The sequence below is a fragment of the Streptomyces sp. NBC_00203 genome (assembly GCF_045206325.1).
Classification (GTDB): Bacteria; Actinomycetota; Actinomycetes; order Streptomycetales; family Streptomycetaceae; genus Streptomyces; species Streptomyces lutosisoli.
On the sequence record NZ_CP108126.1, the window covers coordinates 10265751 to 10280538 of the forward strand.

9 protein-coding genes and 1 pseudogene are annotated in these 14788 nt (G+C 69.2%); 3 read left to right on the forward strand and 7 right to left on the reverse strand.

Annotated features, from left to right (window positions below):
• Window positions 1-72: 72 nt before the first annotated feature.
• Complete coding sequence (locus tag OG975_RS45525) at window positions 73-2139, reverse strand: SpoIIE family protein phosphatase (RefSeq protein ID WP_406335631.1); 2067 nt, start codon at window positions 2137-2139, stop codon at window positions 73-75.
• Window positions 2140-2725: 586 nt separating this feature from the next.
• Here OG975_RS45525 and OG975_RS45530 point away from each other — a divergent pair.
• The 3 genes and pseudogenes from OG975_RS45530 to OG975_RS45540 all read left to right on the forward strand — a co-directional run bounded on the left by OG975_RS45530 (window position 2726) and on the right by OG975_RS45540 (window position 6461).
• Window positions 2726-5196, forward strand: a pseudogene (locus OG975_RS45530) (SpoIIE family protein phosphatase).
• A 340-nt stretch (window positions 5197-5536) separates the two neighbouring features.
• The gene (locus OG975_RS45535; protein ID WP_406335633.1) at window positions 5537-5713 is read left to right on the forward strand and encodes a hypothetical protein; all 177 of its coding nucleotides are present in this window, start codon (window positions 5537-5539) and stop codon (window positions 5711-5713) included.
• Between the two features lie 235 nt (window positions 5714-5948).
• The gene (locus OG975_RS45540; protein WP_406335634.1) at window positions 5949-6461 is read left to right on the forward strand and encodes a hypothetical protein; all 513 of its coding nucleotides are present in this window, start codon (window positions 5949-5951) and stop codon (window positions 6459-6461) included.
• A 79-nt stretch (window positions 6462-6540) separates the two neighbouring features.
• On the opposite strand, the gene OG975_RS45545 is transcribed toward OG975_RS45540, so the two are convergent.
• From OG975_RS45545 to OG975_RS45570, 6 genes are all read right to left on the reverse strand, one after another.
• Window positions 6541-7620 carry a sensor histidine kinase gene (locus OG975_RS45545; RefSeq protein ID WP_406335635.1) on the reverse strand — a complete coding sequence of 360 codons (1080 nt, stop codon included), beginning with the start codon at window positions 7618-7620 and terminating at the stop codon, window positions 6541-6543.
• Complete coding sequence (locus OG975_RS45550; RefSeq protein ID WP_406335636.1) at window positions 7613-8329, reverse strand: response regulator transcription factor; 717 nt, start codon at window positions 8327-8329, stop codon at window positions 7613-7615. Before OG975_RS45550 ends, OG975_RS45545 begins: the two co-directional genes overlap by 8 nt.
• A gap of 68 nt (window positions 8330-8397) precedes the next feature.
• A complete protein-coding gene (locus tag OG975_RS45555) occupies window positions 8398-9102 on the reverse strand; it encodes a VanZ family protein (RefSeq protein ID WP_406335637.1) in 705 nt (234 codons plus the stop codon).
• A gap of 140 nt (window positions 9103-9242) precedes the next feature.
• Window positions 9243-9578 carry a hypothetical protein gene (locus OG975_RS45560; protein ID WP_406335638.1) on the reverse strand — a complete coding sequence of 112 codons (336 nt, stop codon included), beginning with the start codon at window positions 9576-9578 and terminating at the stop codon, window positions 9243-9245.
• A 299-nt stretch (window positions 9579-9877) separates the two neighbouring features.
• The gene (gene metG, locus OG975_RS45565) at window positions 9878-11407 is read right to left on the reverse strand and encodes a methionine--tRNA ligase (protein WP_406335639.1); all 1530 of its coding nucleotides are present in this window, start codon (window positions 11405-11407) and stop codon (window positions 9878-9880) included.
• 255 nt (window positions 11408-11662) lie between these two features.
• Window positions 11663-14785 (reverse strand): CHAT domain-containing protein, encoded by a 3123-nt coding sequence (locus OG975_RS45570; protein ID WP_406335641.1) that lies wholly within the window; start codon window positions 14783-14785, stop codon window positions 11663-11665.
• Window positions 14786-14788: the final 3 nt, after the last annotated feature.

Consider the following 14788-nt stretch of genomic DNA (forward strand, 5'->3'; position numbering starts at 1 on the left):
GACGTTCCAAACTCCCAAGCCTGGCTGGAGGTGCTCGATTCGTTGGAGCCAGGCGCGGCAGGGGAGGGGGACTTAGAGGGTCCGGGCCACGAGGAGGGCGACGTCGTCGTGGTCGTCGGGGTGGCGCAGGCCGTACAGCAGGAGGTCGCAGGTCTCTTCGAGCGGTCGTTGGGGCTCGTCGAGGAAGGTGAGAAGCACGTTCAGGCGGTCGTCGATGGGGTGTTGCCGGGTCTCGACAAGGCCGTCGGTGTAGAGGACCAGCAGGTCACCGGGGCCGAGGTCCAGCGTCGTGGTCTCGAAGGTGATGCCGCCGACGCCGAGCGGGGCTCCGGCGGGCAGGTCGAGCAGTGCGGGGGCCTGGCCGGGGCGGGCCAGGGCGGGTGGCATGTGTCCTGCGTTGGCGATGCGGCACTGCCTTGTGTGGGGGTCGTACACGGCGTAGAGGCAGGTGACGATGTAGTGCTCCAGGTCGCAGGTGATTTTGTCCAGGTGCTGGAGCACTGCGTCCGGGGCGAGGTCGAGGTCTGCGTAGGCGCACGTGGCGGTGCGCAGCCGGCCCATGGTGGCGGCGGCGTCGATGCCGTTGCCCATGACGTCGCCGACGACCAGCGCGGTCTTGTCGTCGGTCAGCGGGATGACGTCGTACCAGTCGCCGCCGACCTCGCTGGTGGCCTGGGCGGGCTGGTAGCGGGAGGCGAGCTCCAGGCCTGTCTGGTGCGGCGGGTGGTCGGGCAGCAGGCTGCGCTGGAGGGTGAGGGCGGTGTTGCGCACGCTCTGGAACCAGCGGGCGTTGTCGATGGCCACGGCGGCGCGGCTGGCGAGCTCAGTGGCCAGCACGACGTCGTCGTCGTCGAACGGGAGCGGGTTGCGGGTGCGCTTGAGGTCGAGGGCGCCGAGCACCTCGCCGTGGGCGATGAGCGGTACGGCGAGATAGGAGTGGACGCCGGCGCGGGCCAGGAGCGTGGTGGCCTCGTCATCGCGGGCGATGCGCCGCAGATCGTGGTTGCCGACGTGTCGTACCAGGACCGGTCGGCCGGTGTGGACGCACAGGGTGACCAGGCGGTCGCCGTCGTAGGCGGCGAGGTCACCGGGAGCGTCGGCGGCGTGCAGGGCCACGGTGGGATGGGCCGCTTTGAGGGCGACCGCGCGGAAGAGCTCCGGGCCGTTGTCCGGTTTGCGTGCGCGGCGGCAAGCCAGTGCCGAGTCGAGAATGTCCACGGCGACCACGTCGGCGAGTTCGGGGGTGGCGATCTCGGCCAGTTCGTGGGCGGTCTGCTCCACCTCCAATGTGGTGCCGACGCGGGTGGAGGCGTCGGCGATGAGGGCCAGGCGGCGTCGGGCCCGGTCGGCCTCGATGGCCGCGCGGTGCCGCTCGGTGACGTCGACGACCGAGGTGGCGGCGCCCAGGACTCGCCCGCCCGGGTCCTCCATCCGGTAGAAGGACAGGGACCAGGCGTGGTCGTGGTCGGGGTCGGTCGGGGGGCGGCCCACGTGGTACTGGTCGAGCAGGGGGGTGCCGGTGGTGAGTACCTGGCGCAGGGCGGACTCGATGGTCTCGACGTCGGTGAAGGGCAGGGTCTCCCTCAGATGGCGGCCGATGTGGTCTTCGGCGGGTATGCCGTCGATGCGCTCCAGCGCGGGATTGACCAGGAGATAGCGCAGGTCGGGGTCCAGGAGGGCGAGGCCGATCGGGGACTGGTTGATCAGCCTCTCGGACAGGGCCAGGTCGGTCTCGACGCGCTGGAGCAGGTTGTGGTCGGCCGCGATGCCGAGGGCGTAGACATCCCCGAGATCGTCCAGCAGCCGCATGTTGCGGAACTCCATCAGGCGCGTGCTGCCGTCCTTGTGCCGGATGGGGAAGGCGCCGGCCCAGCTCCGGCCGGTCGCCATCACCTCCGCGAACAGACTCTGGACGGCCTGCAGGTGCTCCGGGTGTATGAACAGTCGCGCTGCGTACTCGCCCAGGGCCTCTTCCGCGGTGTAGCCGAAGAGCTCCTCGGCCTGCGGGGTCCAGAACACGATGCGCCCGCTGGTGTCGAGGACCACCGCGGCAATGCTCAGCACATCCAGCAGACCGATCCGCCGGGACGGCTCGGTGCCCGACTCGTCGGCGCTGGACGGGAAGGATTCGGCTGTCATCCCAGATCCTCCTCCACCAGCCGGCAGGACATGCCGGCCTCCGCCGGCAAGGCCGCACGCTCGGGTTCTGAATACCCGTGCTTCCATGCTGCCCCTTGCCTTGCGTAACGGCAGCGCGCTGGCATGTCCAAGCCGAGGCAAGTAGGCGCGACGCCGGCTGGCGACTCCTGCGTGGCCGAACCGCTGCTGCTCGCCGGTGAGGGCCCTTCGCCTGTGGTCCGCTACGGCTCGGGCCCTGTCTGCTCCTGGGGCGTGCTTGACGGCAAAACCGGTGCCGTACCCCGCTGTCGGTCGACGGGGAGGCCAGCGGCACGTCCCGGGCGGCCGGTCCGTCCGGGACGCCCGGGGGCCGGGCCGGGCACCGTTGACCCTGCGGGTATTCGGCCGTTCTCCCGGATCTCCTGCCGCCTGCCGTCATGACGGCAGCACGACGACGTGGATTGTCTCGGGCCGGTCGCAGGTCCCCTGAGTGTGTGCGGATGCGTGTGTGCGGACGTGTGCGGGCATCGGCCAGGCCGGCGGGCCCCCGCAGCCCGCTGGGGCCGTGCACATCGGCCGGACAAGCAGGAACATAGTCGTGTAGAGGATGGGATCGATGGATTCTGTGCGAAAAGGCTCCGATGCGCCCACGCCCGCAGGACCGGGCGACTTCCTCGACGCGTCCACCGACGCGGCAGCGGTGGTGTCCGCGGGCGGTGTCGTGGTCGGCTGGACACGGGGCGCAGAAGCACTTCTCGGTTACCCCGCGCCCGAGGTCGTGGGCAGCTCCGCCGCCCGTCTACTGGCGATGCCCGGGGATCCGGCACGCGTGGCCGGCGTCGCGGAACGCTGCCGCGCCGGAATGGGGTGGAGCGGCCTCATCCCCGTACGGCACCGCGACGGCGACCGTATCGAAGTCGACCTGCGGGTGTCCGCGTCCTTCCGCCTCGGCGGAGACGAGTGTTTTCTGATCTCGGCACGGGAGCGGAGGCCGCAATGGGCCATGGGCCAGTCCGTCCTCGACGGCTTCCTGACGCGCTCGCCGGTCGGCATGGCGGTGATGGACCTGCAGCTGCGCTACGTATGGCTGAACGACACGCTGGAACGCTTGGGCGGTGTGCCCCGCGAGCAGCGGCTGGGGCGTCGTCTGAGCGAGCTGTTGCCGGGGCTGCAAGCGGACACCATCGAGGGACTGATGCGCAAGGTCCTGGAGACCGGAGTCCCGGTGAGCGACTACGAGTACGTGGGATGGAGTTGGGCCGATCCGCACCGCCAACGCGCCTACTCCACTTCCTTCTTCCCCCTGGTGGACGCCGAGAACTCCATCACCGGGGTCTGCTACATGGTCCTGGACGTCACCGAGCGGTGGAACGCCCGCCAGCTCCTGACACTGGTCAACGAAGCAGGGGCCAGCATCGGCAGGTCGCTCGATGTGATGCGGACTGCTCAGGAACTGGCCGACTTCGCTGTTCCCCGCTTCGCGGACTTCGTCATCGTTGATCTCCTGGAACCTGTCCTCAGCACCGAGGGACACGGAACGTGGCTGACCGACGCGGGACCTGCCCCCGCCAGGCCGGTGATGCGCCGCGCCGGATTGAGCTCAGTGCGAACGGGCTCGCCAGAGGCAGTGGCGCGGATCGGGGACAGGGTGTACTTCCTTCCTCCGCCGCACGGCCTGGACCTGCTCATCAACGGCGAACCGATCCTCATCCCGGTCCTCGACCCGGACGACGTACTGTGGATCGCGGAACAGCCCGCCAGGGTGGCAAGCATCCGCGAATTCGGACTGCACTCCCTCATCTCCGTGCCGATGCGGGCGCGCAACACCGCCCTCGGCCTCACCACGTTCGCACGGTCGGTCAATCCCGTCTCGTTTCAGCCGGACGACGTCCTGTTGGCCCGAGAGCTCGTGGCGCGAGCAGCGCTGTGCGTCGACAACGCTCGCCGCTACACCCGGGAACACACGGCAGCGGTCACCCTTCAGCGCAGTCTGCTGCCGCACGCCCTGACAGGCGGATCAGCACTGGAGGTGGCTTCCTCCTATCTGCCGGCGGACGCGACAGGCGGGGTCGGCGGCGACTGGTTCGACGTGATCCCGCTGTCCGGCGCCCGGGTCGGCCTCGTCGTCGGCGATGTGGTCGGCCACGGCATCACTGCGGCAGCGACCATGGGCCGACTGCGCACGGCGGTCCAGACCCTCGCCGACATGGAGATGCCTCCCGACGAATTGCTGGCTCACCTCGACGACCTCGTGCTTCGGCTGAGTGAGGAGGAGACCGGTGGCGAGGCGGCCGGCAAGAGTCCGACGACCTTCCTCGGAGCAACCTGCCTGTACGCCGTCTACGATCCGGTCACAAGGCGTTGCACGATGGCCCGGGCCGGACATCCGCCCCTGTCGTCGTCGACCCCGACGGGCACGTCCACTTCCCCGAGCCCCCTGCCGGACCTCCGCTCGGGCTGGGCGGGATGGCGTTCGAAGCCACCGAGATCGAGCTCGCCGAGAACAGCCTGTTCGGTCTCTACACCGACGGTCTCATCCAGGGAACCGGCGACGACATGGAGCTGGGCATGTCCCGACTGGGCGACGTGCTGTCCCAGCCCGAATCCGACCTCGGAACACTGTGTACGTCAGCGGTGCAGCAGCTGGTGCCCACGCCTCAACCCGACGACATCGCCCTGCTCCTGACCCGCACGCACGCCCTGGGCGCCGATCACGTCGTCTCGTGGGACGTGCCTTTGCTCCCGGCCGCCGTCGGTGAAGTCCGAGCCCAGGCGACCCGCCAGGTGGAAGCCTGGGGTCTTGGGGAACTGGCCATGACGACCGAACTCATCGTGAGCGAGCTGGTCACGAACGCGATTCGCTACGCCGCACCGCCCATACGGCTACGACTGCTTCGCGACGCCCGCTTGACCTGCGAGGTCGCCGACGCCAGCAGCACCGCCCCTCGGCTGCGGCATGCCCGCAGCATGGACGAAGGCGGCCGTGGCCTCTTCCTGGTAGCCCAGCTCTCCCACCGCTGGGGTGCTCGGTACACGGCTGGAGGAAAGGTCATCTGGTCCGAGCAGGAGATCCCGTGACCGGGACGAGCCGGTGCCGAGGCCCGGAGTCGATGGGGAGGACGTCAAGCCTGCGTCGCTCAAAGGATCCCGCGTCCGCGTTCTCGATCTGGCCCGTGGCGGCATTTTGCCAGGACGGCGGGCAGGCGTCAGGCGGCCCTCCCGTCTGCCTGACGACTCACGCGTCGCGCCGCCTCAAAGGTCGTTTTCGTTACGCAGCATGGACGGCTGTCGTCGGCCAGACCGCTGCGGTGGTGGGGTGGTCAGTCGCCTGAGTATGTCGGGTGCAGCGCTGGCTGCCCTCGCCTCTGCTGCGGTCGAGGGTGGAACATGGGAGATGAGCGACCAAGGGAGGCCCACAATGAAGACCGGAGCCTCGGATTTCGACGAGGGGCTGTATTCGCACACACCCTCCCAGGCTGAGGGAGAGCGCGACGAACCGGCCGAGCGTTCGGCCATGGAGCAGCACCCGGACGTCCCCAGGACCGAGCCGTCCCAGGCGGAGGGCGAGCGAGTGGACGACGCGAGGACCGCATAACCGCAGTGAGCCGGACCGGGCGGCCATAGGTCCGGCCCACCGCTGCCCGGGCGACGGCCAGGTACTCGGCACCGGGCTCCATGCGGGGCAGCAGATCCGCCGGAGCGCGTCGTCCCGGCCCGGCACGGCCTGCCGCCGATAAACGATCAATGCGCTGTGCACGCGGAAGAACCTCATTGAGATGGTCCTCAAGCTTGTCGAGCCTGCCCAGCCGCGGGATAGGTTCTGGGGCACCATGACCGACCACCACACCTACGGCGCCGGCACGGGCACCCACACCGTCGGCGAGCTGGTCCGACTCGTCAGTGACCGCCTCGGGCTGGTCTTCACCGAGCGCGACAGCTATTTCCGAGGCGCCTACCACCGGGCCAGCAGCCCCGACGGGCTGATCGAGATCCGCGGCCGCAGTCGCGGCTCGGCGGATCTCGGCGGAGGAGGCGCAGGCCGCGCTGCAGGAATCGCCACGCCCCAGGTCCGTCCCCGGACACAGCTGGACCTGTGCTCGCAGCCGCCGTGGGCGGGGCTCGAGGGGCCGACCGAGATGACGTACCCGCGGCCGGTACCGGGGTTCGGCCCCTACTCGCAGGCGCCGTGGCACGTGCAAGGCGTCCCCGTCCTCGCCACCGGCAGGCGACCCCGCGTCCTGCGAGCTCTCGTCTCCTCTTGCCTCGTGCTGGGCAGCGCTGCTGCGACTGCCGCGGTGTTGGCTCCGCGGAACGGACCCGAAAGCCTCTCGAAGCTCGGCTGACCAATCGCTGCCACGGGTCACCCTGGCCTGCACCGAACTTCCAGTCAACGATCTAGGGGGCCCCGCTCGGGGACGATGCCTACGGCGTGCCGGGAAGCCGGACCGTGACGAGGAGACCGCCGGCGGGGCGGGGGACGAGGTCGAGGGTTCCGTCGTGGGCGCGGACGATGCTGTGCACGATGGCCAGGCCGAGGCCGGCGCCGGCGTGCTCGTCCCTGCGTACGCGTTCCGTTCCGCGCTGGAAGGGTTCGGTGAGGGTCGGTACCAGTTCCGGTGGGAGCCGTCGGCCCGTGTTCTCGACCCGCAGCACGCTCGCGTCGCCGTGCGTCTCGGTGTGGACCGTCACGGTGCCGCCGGCGGGGAGGTTGTGGACGATGGCGTTCTGGACGAGGTTCGTCACCATCCGCAGTATGAGTTCCGCGGAGCCGCTGGTCTGTGTTGTCTCGCCGGTGACGTCGAGCGTGATCCGGCGCTGTTCGGCGAGGGGAAGCAGCGTTTCGGCGGCTTCTTCGGCGATGAGGGAGAGGTCGACGCGCTCGCGGGTGAAGGTTCCGCGGTCGCCGCGGCTGAGCAGCAGGAGGGCCTCGGTGAGGTCGATCGCCCGTGTGTTGACAGCGTGCAGGCGTTCGATGAGTTCGCCCCGGTCCCGCGTGGGGTCCTTGCGGGCGACGTCGAGGAGCGTCCGTGAGATCGCCAGCGGGGTGCGCAGTTCGTGGGAGGCGTTCGCGGCGAACCTCTGCTGCTCGGCGACGTGGGACTCGAGTTGTTCGAGCATCGAGTCGAACGCGTCGGAGAGTTCACGGAATTCGTCCTGGCGGCCCTTCATGTGGATCCGGTGGGACAGCGACCCGTTCCCGGCCATCCGCGCCGCATCCGTGATCTGTGTGAGCGGTGCGAGCATCCGGCCGGCGAGGATCCATCCGCCGACGAGGCCGAACACGAGCAGGAAGGCCATCGCCACGGCCGCGGCGGGGGCGAAGGTGTGCACAAGGAGGTAGCGGTTGGGCGAGATCCCGAGAAGGCCTTGGGAGTTGTCGGGTACGTAGCGCAGCAGGAACATCCACACCACGGCCAGCAGGAGGGCGCCGGCGACGGCGAGGAACCCGGCGTAGCTGAGGGTGAGTCTCAGTCGGGCGCTGAGCCCTGGGCGTCTATGCATGCATACTGCCGGGGTTGGTGGTGTCCCTGCCGGGGGCGATGGTGTCCGTACCGGTGTCGATCCGGTAGCCGACGCCCGGCACCGTGGCGATGATCCAGGGTTCGCCGAGCCGTTTACGCAGGGCGGAGACGGTGATGCGCACGGCGTTGGTGAGGGGGTCGGCGTTCTCGTCCCAGGCCCGTTCCAGCAGCTCTTCGGCGCTGACGACCCCGCCCTCGGCGGCGACGAGGACTTCCAGCACGGCGAACTGTTTGCGGGTGAGCGCGACGTAGCGTCCGTCGCGGAAGACCTCCCGGCGGAAGGGGTCCAGCCGCAGGCCCGCGATCTCGCGGACCGGGGGCCTGACGTACGCGCGTCTGCGGTCGAGTGCCCTCAGCCGCATGACGAGCTCCCTCAGCTCGAACGGCTTGGTGAGGTAGTCGTCGGCGCCGAGCTCGAACCCGGAAGCCTTGTCGTCGATCCGGTCGGCAGCGGTGAGCATGAGGATCGGGGTGCCGCTGCCGGAGGCGACGATGTGCCGGGCGACCTCGTCGCCGGAGGGGCCGGGGATGTCGCGGTCGAGGACCGCGAGGTCGTAGGAGTTGACGCTGAGCAGTTCCAGGGCGGAGTCGCCGTCGCCGGCGATATCGGCGGCGATCGCCTCCAGCCGCAGACCGTCCCGGACGGCTTCGGCCAGGTAGGGCTCGTCCTCCACGATCAGTACGCGCATGTCAGAAGCCTAAGCGGCACAACTTATCGCCGACGTATGCAAAGACGTGTGCACACCGGACACGCGACTCAGCCTGCCGGTGCCGGCGCGGGGCGAGGCTGGTCCGACGGCGCTTGTGCCGTAGTGCGCCACCAGCGGCGCGACGCCAGCGCGGCCAGCACGGCACCGACGGCGTTGACGAGTACGTCGTCCACGGAGGACACCCGGTCCAGCCGCAGGACGTACTGTGCGGTTTCGACCAGGACCGAGCAGCCCGTCCCGAGGGTCAGGATCCGCGGCACGGACGCCAGCGCCGCGAACCGCATCGGGGCGAAGAACCCCAGCGACGCGAAGACCAGCAGGTTGCCGACGATCCCGAGCGGCCCCATCGTGACCAGGTCCCGCAGCGGTACCAGGCTCACCCGGGCGGGGACGATGCCGGCCCCGGCGCCCGGCATCATGGTCAGCCACAGGAATGGCACCGTCCCGTGGACCATGCCCACCTCGGCCAGCGACATCCGCCACGGCGATGTGACGCCGGCGGCACGCCGACGGTGCGCCAGAACCCACACCACCAGCGCGGCCAACGGCAGCGCGACCAACGTCATGAGCACCACACCGTTGAACGTGTCGAAGCAGCCGTGCCACCGCCCGGCCATGCACCTCGGAGCGGACATCATGAGCGGCCCCCGCACGACGAACGCGGCGCTCGCCACGCCGAAGAACGCCAGGCTGAGAAGCACGATCCTGCGCGTGCGGCGGGGCGGTGCAGGCAGGGATGCGTCGTGGTTCATGCCCCCATTGGAGACGGAGGGCCGTTGCGGTGGCGTATGCGATTTTCGATACGCCCGCGATACACGGAATCCCCGGCATCAAGGAACTCGCGCAAGCCTGCGGTGAGTTGGTCCCGCCGCCGGTGATCGCGACAGCCCAGCTACTTCCCCCGGGAGGCCCCGGTGCTGCAGTCGGCGATGTCTCCACTGCGCGCGGCCACCACCAGAGCAACTACCAGAGACACGGACCAGATGAGGAGGTGAACTGAAGGCGGGTAGCTCGTGAGGGAGTAGCCGTCTCCGACCAGGAAAGCGACGGACAGCGCCACGAGCGGCAAGCCCGCGGTGAGCGCCGCGAGGAGCCCCCGCAACAGCGGGCGTGTGAGCAGCCAACGGGGCGCGATCGCCAATACGAACCCGGTGGCGGTGCCCAGCGCAAGGCCTACCGCCATGCTGCCGAGTACGGCGAGGGCGCCCACAGAGACCAGCGCCCGCACGGTTCCCCATTGGCCCCCGACCAAGAAGACGAACGCACCCACAAGACACCCAGAACCCATGATTCCCGCGGGCCATGCCCCGATCCACGCACCCATGCGCATACCCCGCCGGACCATGGTTTGGGCCGTCATGTGTGACCTCCCCTGCGGGTGGATGTTCGACGTTACTGGCCTTGCCCGCCCTCATGTCCCGCCGTCCGGCCCGGCCTCACCACCGGCCGCGGCAGCAGATGCCCCTCTCGCGGCAGCCCCTGCAGCCGGGATGGATGCGTGGCCAGTCGGCGGAACTGAGGCAGGTGTCACGCGTGCTGCGTGTGTTCCTGGAGGCGAGGGAAGAGCGGGTGGGCGGTCGGCAGACTCCCGTCGACCGGCGTGACCTGCTGCGCGATCCGTGTGGCGGCATCGGGGATGAAGGGCCGTAGTTCGTCGGCGAGCACGCGGCACGCGGTGACCAGCGTGGCGAGCACCGCGTCGAGTTGACTGGTTGCCACGTCCTCGCCCTGCCGCTCTGCTCGGGCCAACTCCCAGGGCCGCGCGGTGTCGATACATCGGTTGGCCTCCTCCACAATGCCCCAGGCCGCACTGATGGCTCGGCGGAAGTCGAAGTCGGCCAGAGCGGCATCGATCAGGCCGGGAGCCTTCTGGCACACGTCCACCAGCGTCGCCACAGCAGGCTGACCGGCATCGGGAGAGGGAACCGCACCGCTGCGGTAGCGGTGGACCATCGTCACGATGCGGTGGACCAGGTTGCCGAGCCCTCCGGCGAAGTCCGCGTCGGCACGCGCGGTCAGCCGGTCCGTGGTGAAGTCGGCGTCCCCGACCCGAGGAACGTCGCGCAGCAGCCACCAGCGCACCGCGTCGGTGCCATAGACCGCGGCCAGAGAGACCGGGTCGACGGTGGTCCCGCCGGACTTGCTGATCTTGCGGCCGCCGACGGTGAGGTAGTCGTGTACCAGGATGTCGGTGGGCAGCGGCAGTCCGGCCGACAGCAGCATGGCCGGCCAGTACACCGCGTGGAAGCGCACCACTCCCTTACCGACCAGGTGGATGCGGCGCTCGCCGGCCACCCACCACTCGCCGTACGCGACGTCGCCACTGCCGTATCCGAGGCTCGTCACGTAGTTGCCCAGCGCGTCCCACCACACATAGACGACCTGGCTGGGGTCGTCGGGCACAGGGATGCCCCAGCCCCGGGCGCGGCTGTGGGAGCGGGAGACGGAGAAGTCGTGCAGGCCGCCGGCGATCAGGGCGAGGACTTCGTTACGGCGGGCCGCGGGCTCGATGCGCAGGCTGCCGCCCGAGATCAGCTCGTGAAGCCGGTCGGCGTAGCGGGACAGCCGGAAGAACCAGTTCTCCTCCGCCACGTGCTGAGGCTCGGTGCCGTGCTCGGCGCACCGCCCGTCGACCAGTTCGTCCAGGGTGTAGAACTGCTCGCAGCCGACGCAGTACAGGCCCTCGTACTCCTTGCGGTACAGGTCGCCCGCCGCGGCGCACTGGCGCCACAGCCGTTCCACCCCGACGCGGTGGCGGGGGTCGCTGCTGGTGCGGATGAAGTCGTCGAGCGACAGAGCCAGCGGGCCGCGTAGGGCAGCGAACGCATTCGCGTTGCGGTCGACCAGCGACCGCACGTCGACACCCTCGGCTTCGGCGGCCAGGACGTTCTTCAGGGAGTTGTCGTCGGTTCCGCTGAGCAGCCGGACGTGATCGCCTCGGTGGCGCCGGTGGCGGGCCAGCGTGTCAGCCTGAACGAGCTCAAGGGCGAAGCCCAGGTGCGGGCGCGCGTTGACGTACGGGATGGTCGTGGTGATGTAGTGACGTGGTGTGCTCATCGGTCCTCCAACCGGGTACCGAGGCCCGGTCCGCACAACACGTCGAGGCCCCGTCCCGGGGCCTCGGATTCGGTACGCGTCCGTGCTCAGCAGCCCCGTTGGAGGGGCATCATCCGGTGCTGAGGCGAAAGCGTGATCATGAGGCCGATGCTAGCAACAGGGGCCGGCGCCGAGCATGCGCTTTTCCCGCCCCTCTCGCAGCAGCCGCCTGAAGACGGTTCTGGGTGCGGAGTTGTTCATGCCTGGCGGGCGTGGTCACGCGCCGGCGTGAAGGTAAGCCGCCCATAGGGACGGGGTGCGGATCCTGTTGAGGTCGTCGGGTAGGTCGAGGCCGTCTCGGACAGCCCGAATGGCGTAATGCAGAGCGTAGGCGGCCCGCCCGGCGTCGAGGATGCCCTGGTCGTTCTTGAGATGGGTGTAGAAGGCGTCGGCGATGGTGGCGGCGATCTGGTCGTTGATTTCCCACAAGGTCCCGATGACATGAGGGAAGCCGGCAAGCTGGAAGGCCGAGGCCAGGTGAATGGACTCGTCGAGCAACCTGGTCGCCTCGATGGTTGCGGTGCGGCAGGCGGACAGATAAGCCAGCTGCGCCCGGCCGAGACGGATCGGAGCGAGGCTCGCGACAGTGAATGGATCGTTGTCGTGATCGTGGAGCAGCAGCAGGCTCTTTGACGGGTCGGCAGGGTGGCTGGCGCCGTGGCAGGCGAAGTGTGCGATGGGACAGCCAGGCAGCTGCGCCAGGACGTTGGACTTGGTCGGAAGAGGCACCGAGATCTCTGCGGGATCGCTGTCCGGGTCGGGTTCGCGCAGCAGCACCACCTCGGGCAGGTGCTTGTGCAGCATGCTGACTTCGGCGGGTACGTAACGCAGGCGGCCGTGGTGGGCGAGGTGAGGCGTGGTGGGCATGGCCACGACGAGCGCCCGGGTCGACTCCGGGGGTGCGGAGGTCGCCTGTTGGCGGGAGTAGCGCAGGGCGCGCACGGTGGGGGTGTAGGACGAGACGACCCGGTCCAGGACGGTGCGTCGTTCCGGGGCGTCGGCCGGGTCGGTGTGGTAGCCGGCGGCGTGGACAGGCAGAAGGCCCAACAGGCCGCCTGGCGCCCACCACACTCGGGGCCAGGTGCCGCTCCCCGGGTGTCGGTGGTGGTGACCCAGCACGGTCAATACCGGTCCGGTGGCCACGTCCCACAGCCATTGGAGGATCTGGGTCAGCGTGGCTTGGGCCTCGCGTCGTTGAGTCGCGCTTGTACCTGAGACTGCGGAGTGCACGGCTTGATGGAAGGCGTTGATGCGGTCGATCAGGGCGGCATGACCTAGTTCGGGCAGCGGGACGGCGTTGATGCCATCCGAGGTGAGCAGCAGGGCGTCGCTGCGGTAGGGACTGACGTTGAACACCACTACGGGGCCCTGGTCTGTCTGTGTGAGGAGTTCGTCGGTGCTGGGCGGGAGCCCGAACGAGCTGAATTCGTCGTCGGCTCGGATTTCGTTCAAGGTGGCGGCAAACTCGCGAGCCAGCCGGAGCCGGTCCTGTCCGATGCGGTCCTGACCGCTTAGCAAGGTGTCGACGCTCCCGTTCGACATGCCGGTAGGAGCGTTGGCCTCCGCAGGGTGGTCGAGCCGGTTGCGCAGCTCGACAAACCGCGCAGCCAGCGAGGGGTGTTGCTGCTGGAGGTCGGTGAGGTCGCTGCGGGTGTCCAGAGCCTGGCTCAACAGGACTGCTCGGCCCGTCTCCAGCAGGCTCAACGCCCGTGCCACGCGTTCCCTTTCGCTCCTTCGCGGATCGGCCAGGGCCAGCGCGGCGGCGTCACCGGCCAGGCCTGCGTACCCGCCGAGCTCAAACTGTTGGTCGTCGCGGTCCAGTTGGCGCGGGGCCACCTCGGGTAGCAGTCGCACTGCGGCCTCCAGGAGATCTGCCGCCCGCCCAGGGTCGGACTCTGCGAGCAGGGCAGCCGCCGCCCCAGCCGCCGAGATGCGCTGCGACGGCGTCGCCGCGTCGGACTCCCACGCCCTCACAAACACGGACACGGCTGCGCCTCGGTCCGCCTCTTCCCCCGTATGCGCGAACCGGGCCTCCAACGCACGGCCCAGGTTGTGCAGATATTTCAGCCGGTCGTGGTGGTCGGCGGGGACGAGCTCGACCGCGGCCCGGAGACTGTCGATTGCCGCATCCAAATCCACCGCATCCTGTGTGCGCTCATATGTGGCCTTCAGCGCGTTGCCCAGACTGGTCAGATAGATGGCCCGGTAAGGGAGGTCGGCGGGAGTTGCGTCAACTGCCTCCCGGAACATACCGACCACCGCGTCCAGATCCGCTGCCGCCCCCGTCTTCCGGAATCGGGCCTGGAGCGCGTTTCCCAAGTCGTTCAGATGCGACGCCCGGTCGGGGTGACCTGCGGGGGTGGCGGTGACGGCCTCCCGGCAGGCCGTGATGGCCGCGTCCAAGTCTGCCTGGGCCCCCGTGCGTTGAAACCGGACCAGAAGAGCCCTCCCCAGAAAGTCCAAGTGCCCCGCTCGGTGAGGGTCGTCGCCGGGTGTGCCCTCGACCGCGGCCCGGAGAGCGCCGACCGCCGCATTCAAGTCCGCTATGGATCCCACGCTGTCGAACCGGACCCGCAGTGCGTTTCCCAAGTAGGCCAGCATGCCTGCGTGGTCGCGGCTGTTCGCTGGGGCGGCTTCGGCCGCCGTCCGGAACATGTCGATCGCTGTATCCAAGACCGCCGTATCCCCGGTGCGCTCAAAACGCGAGACGTGCAACACGCCCCCGAGGAAGGTGGATGCCACCCAGCGCGGGTTGTCCACTGGGGTGGCCTCGGCCGCAGCCCGGAACGCCTCGATCGCCGCACTCATATCTGCCAACTGCCCAGTGCGCTCAAATCTCGCCCGCAGCACTCCCCCCAGATTCAACATATTGACAGCACGGTCGGGGTGGTCGGCGGGGGTGACGTCCAGAATCCGCTGCCACAAATAGACGGCTGCGGAGATCAGGTCCGGGTCAGTGGATGCCGCTATCTGCCGGCGAAGGTCTACGGCGACGGGCACCGCGGCCTCGGCCAGGAGCGGCAGCAACGGTTCGGGCAGATCATCGGCGCCGGCCATGAAACACGGTGTGAGCATCCCCACCGCGATGCTCAAGTCCGCCTGATCTTCACCTGTGGGCAGCGCCTGGTACCGGAACCAGTAAAGCCAGCCGAGCACATGGCAAGCTTCGAGGTCTTGCTCATCGTGCCGGAACGTTGCGACAAGCCGTCGCGCCTCAGTGAGTGCCTTCGGTTCTACCGCCAGAGACAAGTCGCCCGTTTCTGCCACCCGTTGCAGTCGAGCGCGCACCGCGGCAAGTCTCTTCTGGCGGGCCGCCTGAGCTCTTCTCTCGCTGCTCACACT

Coding starts and splice junctions, on each gene's coding strand:
- metG (WP_406335639.1), bottom strand. CDS start 11,407: ATGAGCACACCACGTCACTACATCACCACGACCATCCCGTACGTCAAC.
- OG975_RS45555 (WP_406335637.1), bottom strand. CDS start 9,102: ATGAACCACGACGCATCCCTGCCTGCACCGCCCCGCCGCACGCGCAGG.
- OG975_RS45535 (WP_406335633.1), top strand. CDS start 5,537: ATGAAGACCGGAGCCTCGGATTTCGACGAGGGGCTGTATTCGCACACA.
- OG975_RS45550 (WP_406335636.1), bottom strand. CDS start 8,329: ATGCGCGTACTGATCGTGGAGGACGAGCCCTACCTGGCCGAAGCCGTC.
- OG975_RS45545 (WP_406335635.1), bottom strand. CDS start 7,620: ATGCATAGACGCCCAGGGCTCAGCGCCCGACTGAGACTCACCCTCAGC.
- OG975_RS45525 (WP_406335631.1), bottom strand. CDS start 2,139: ATGACAGCCGAATCCTTCCCGTCCAGCGCCGACGAGTCGGGCACCGAG.
- OG975_RS45540 (WP_406335634.1), top strand. CDS start 5,949: ATGACCGACCACCACACCTACGGCGCCGGCACGGGCACCCACACCGTC.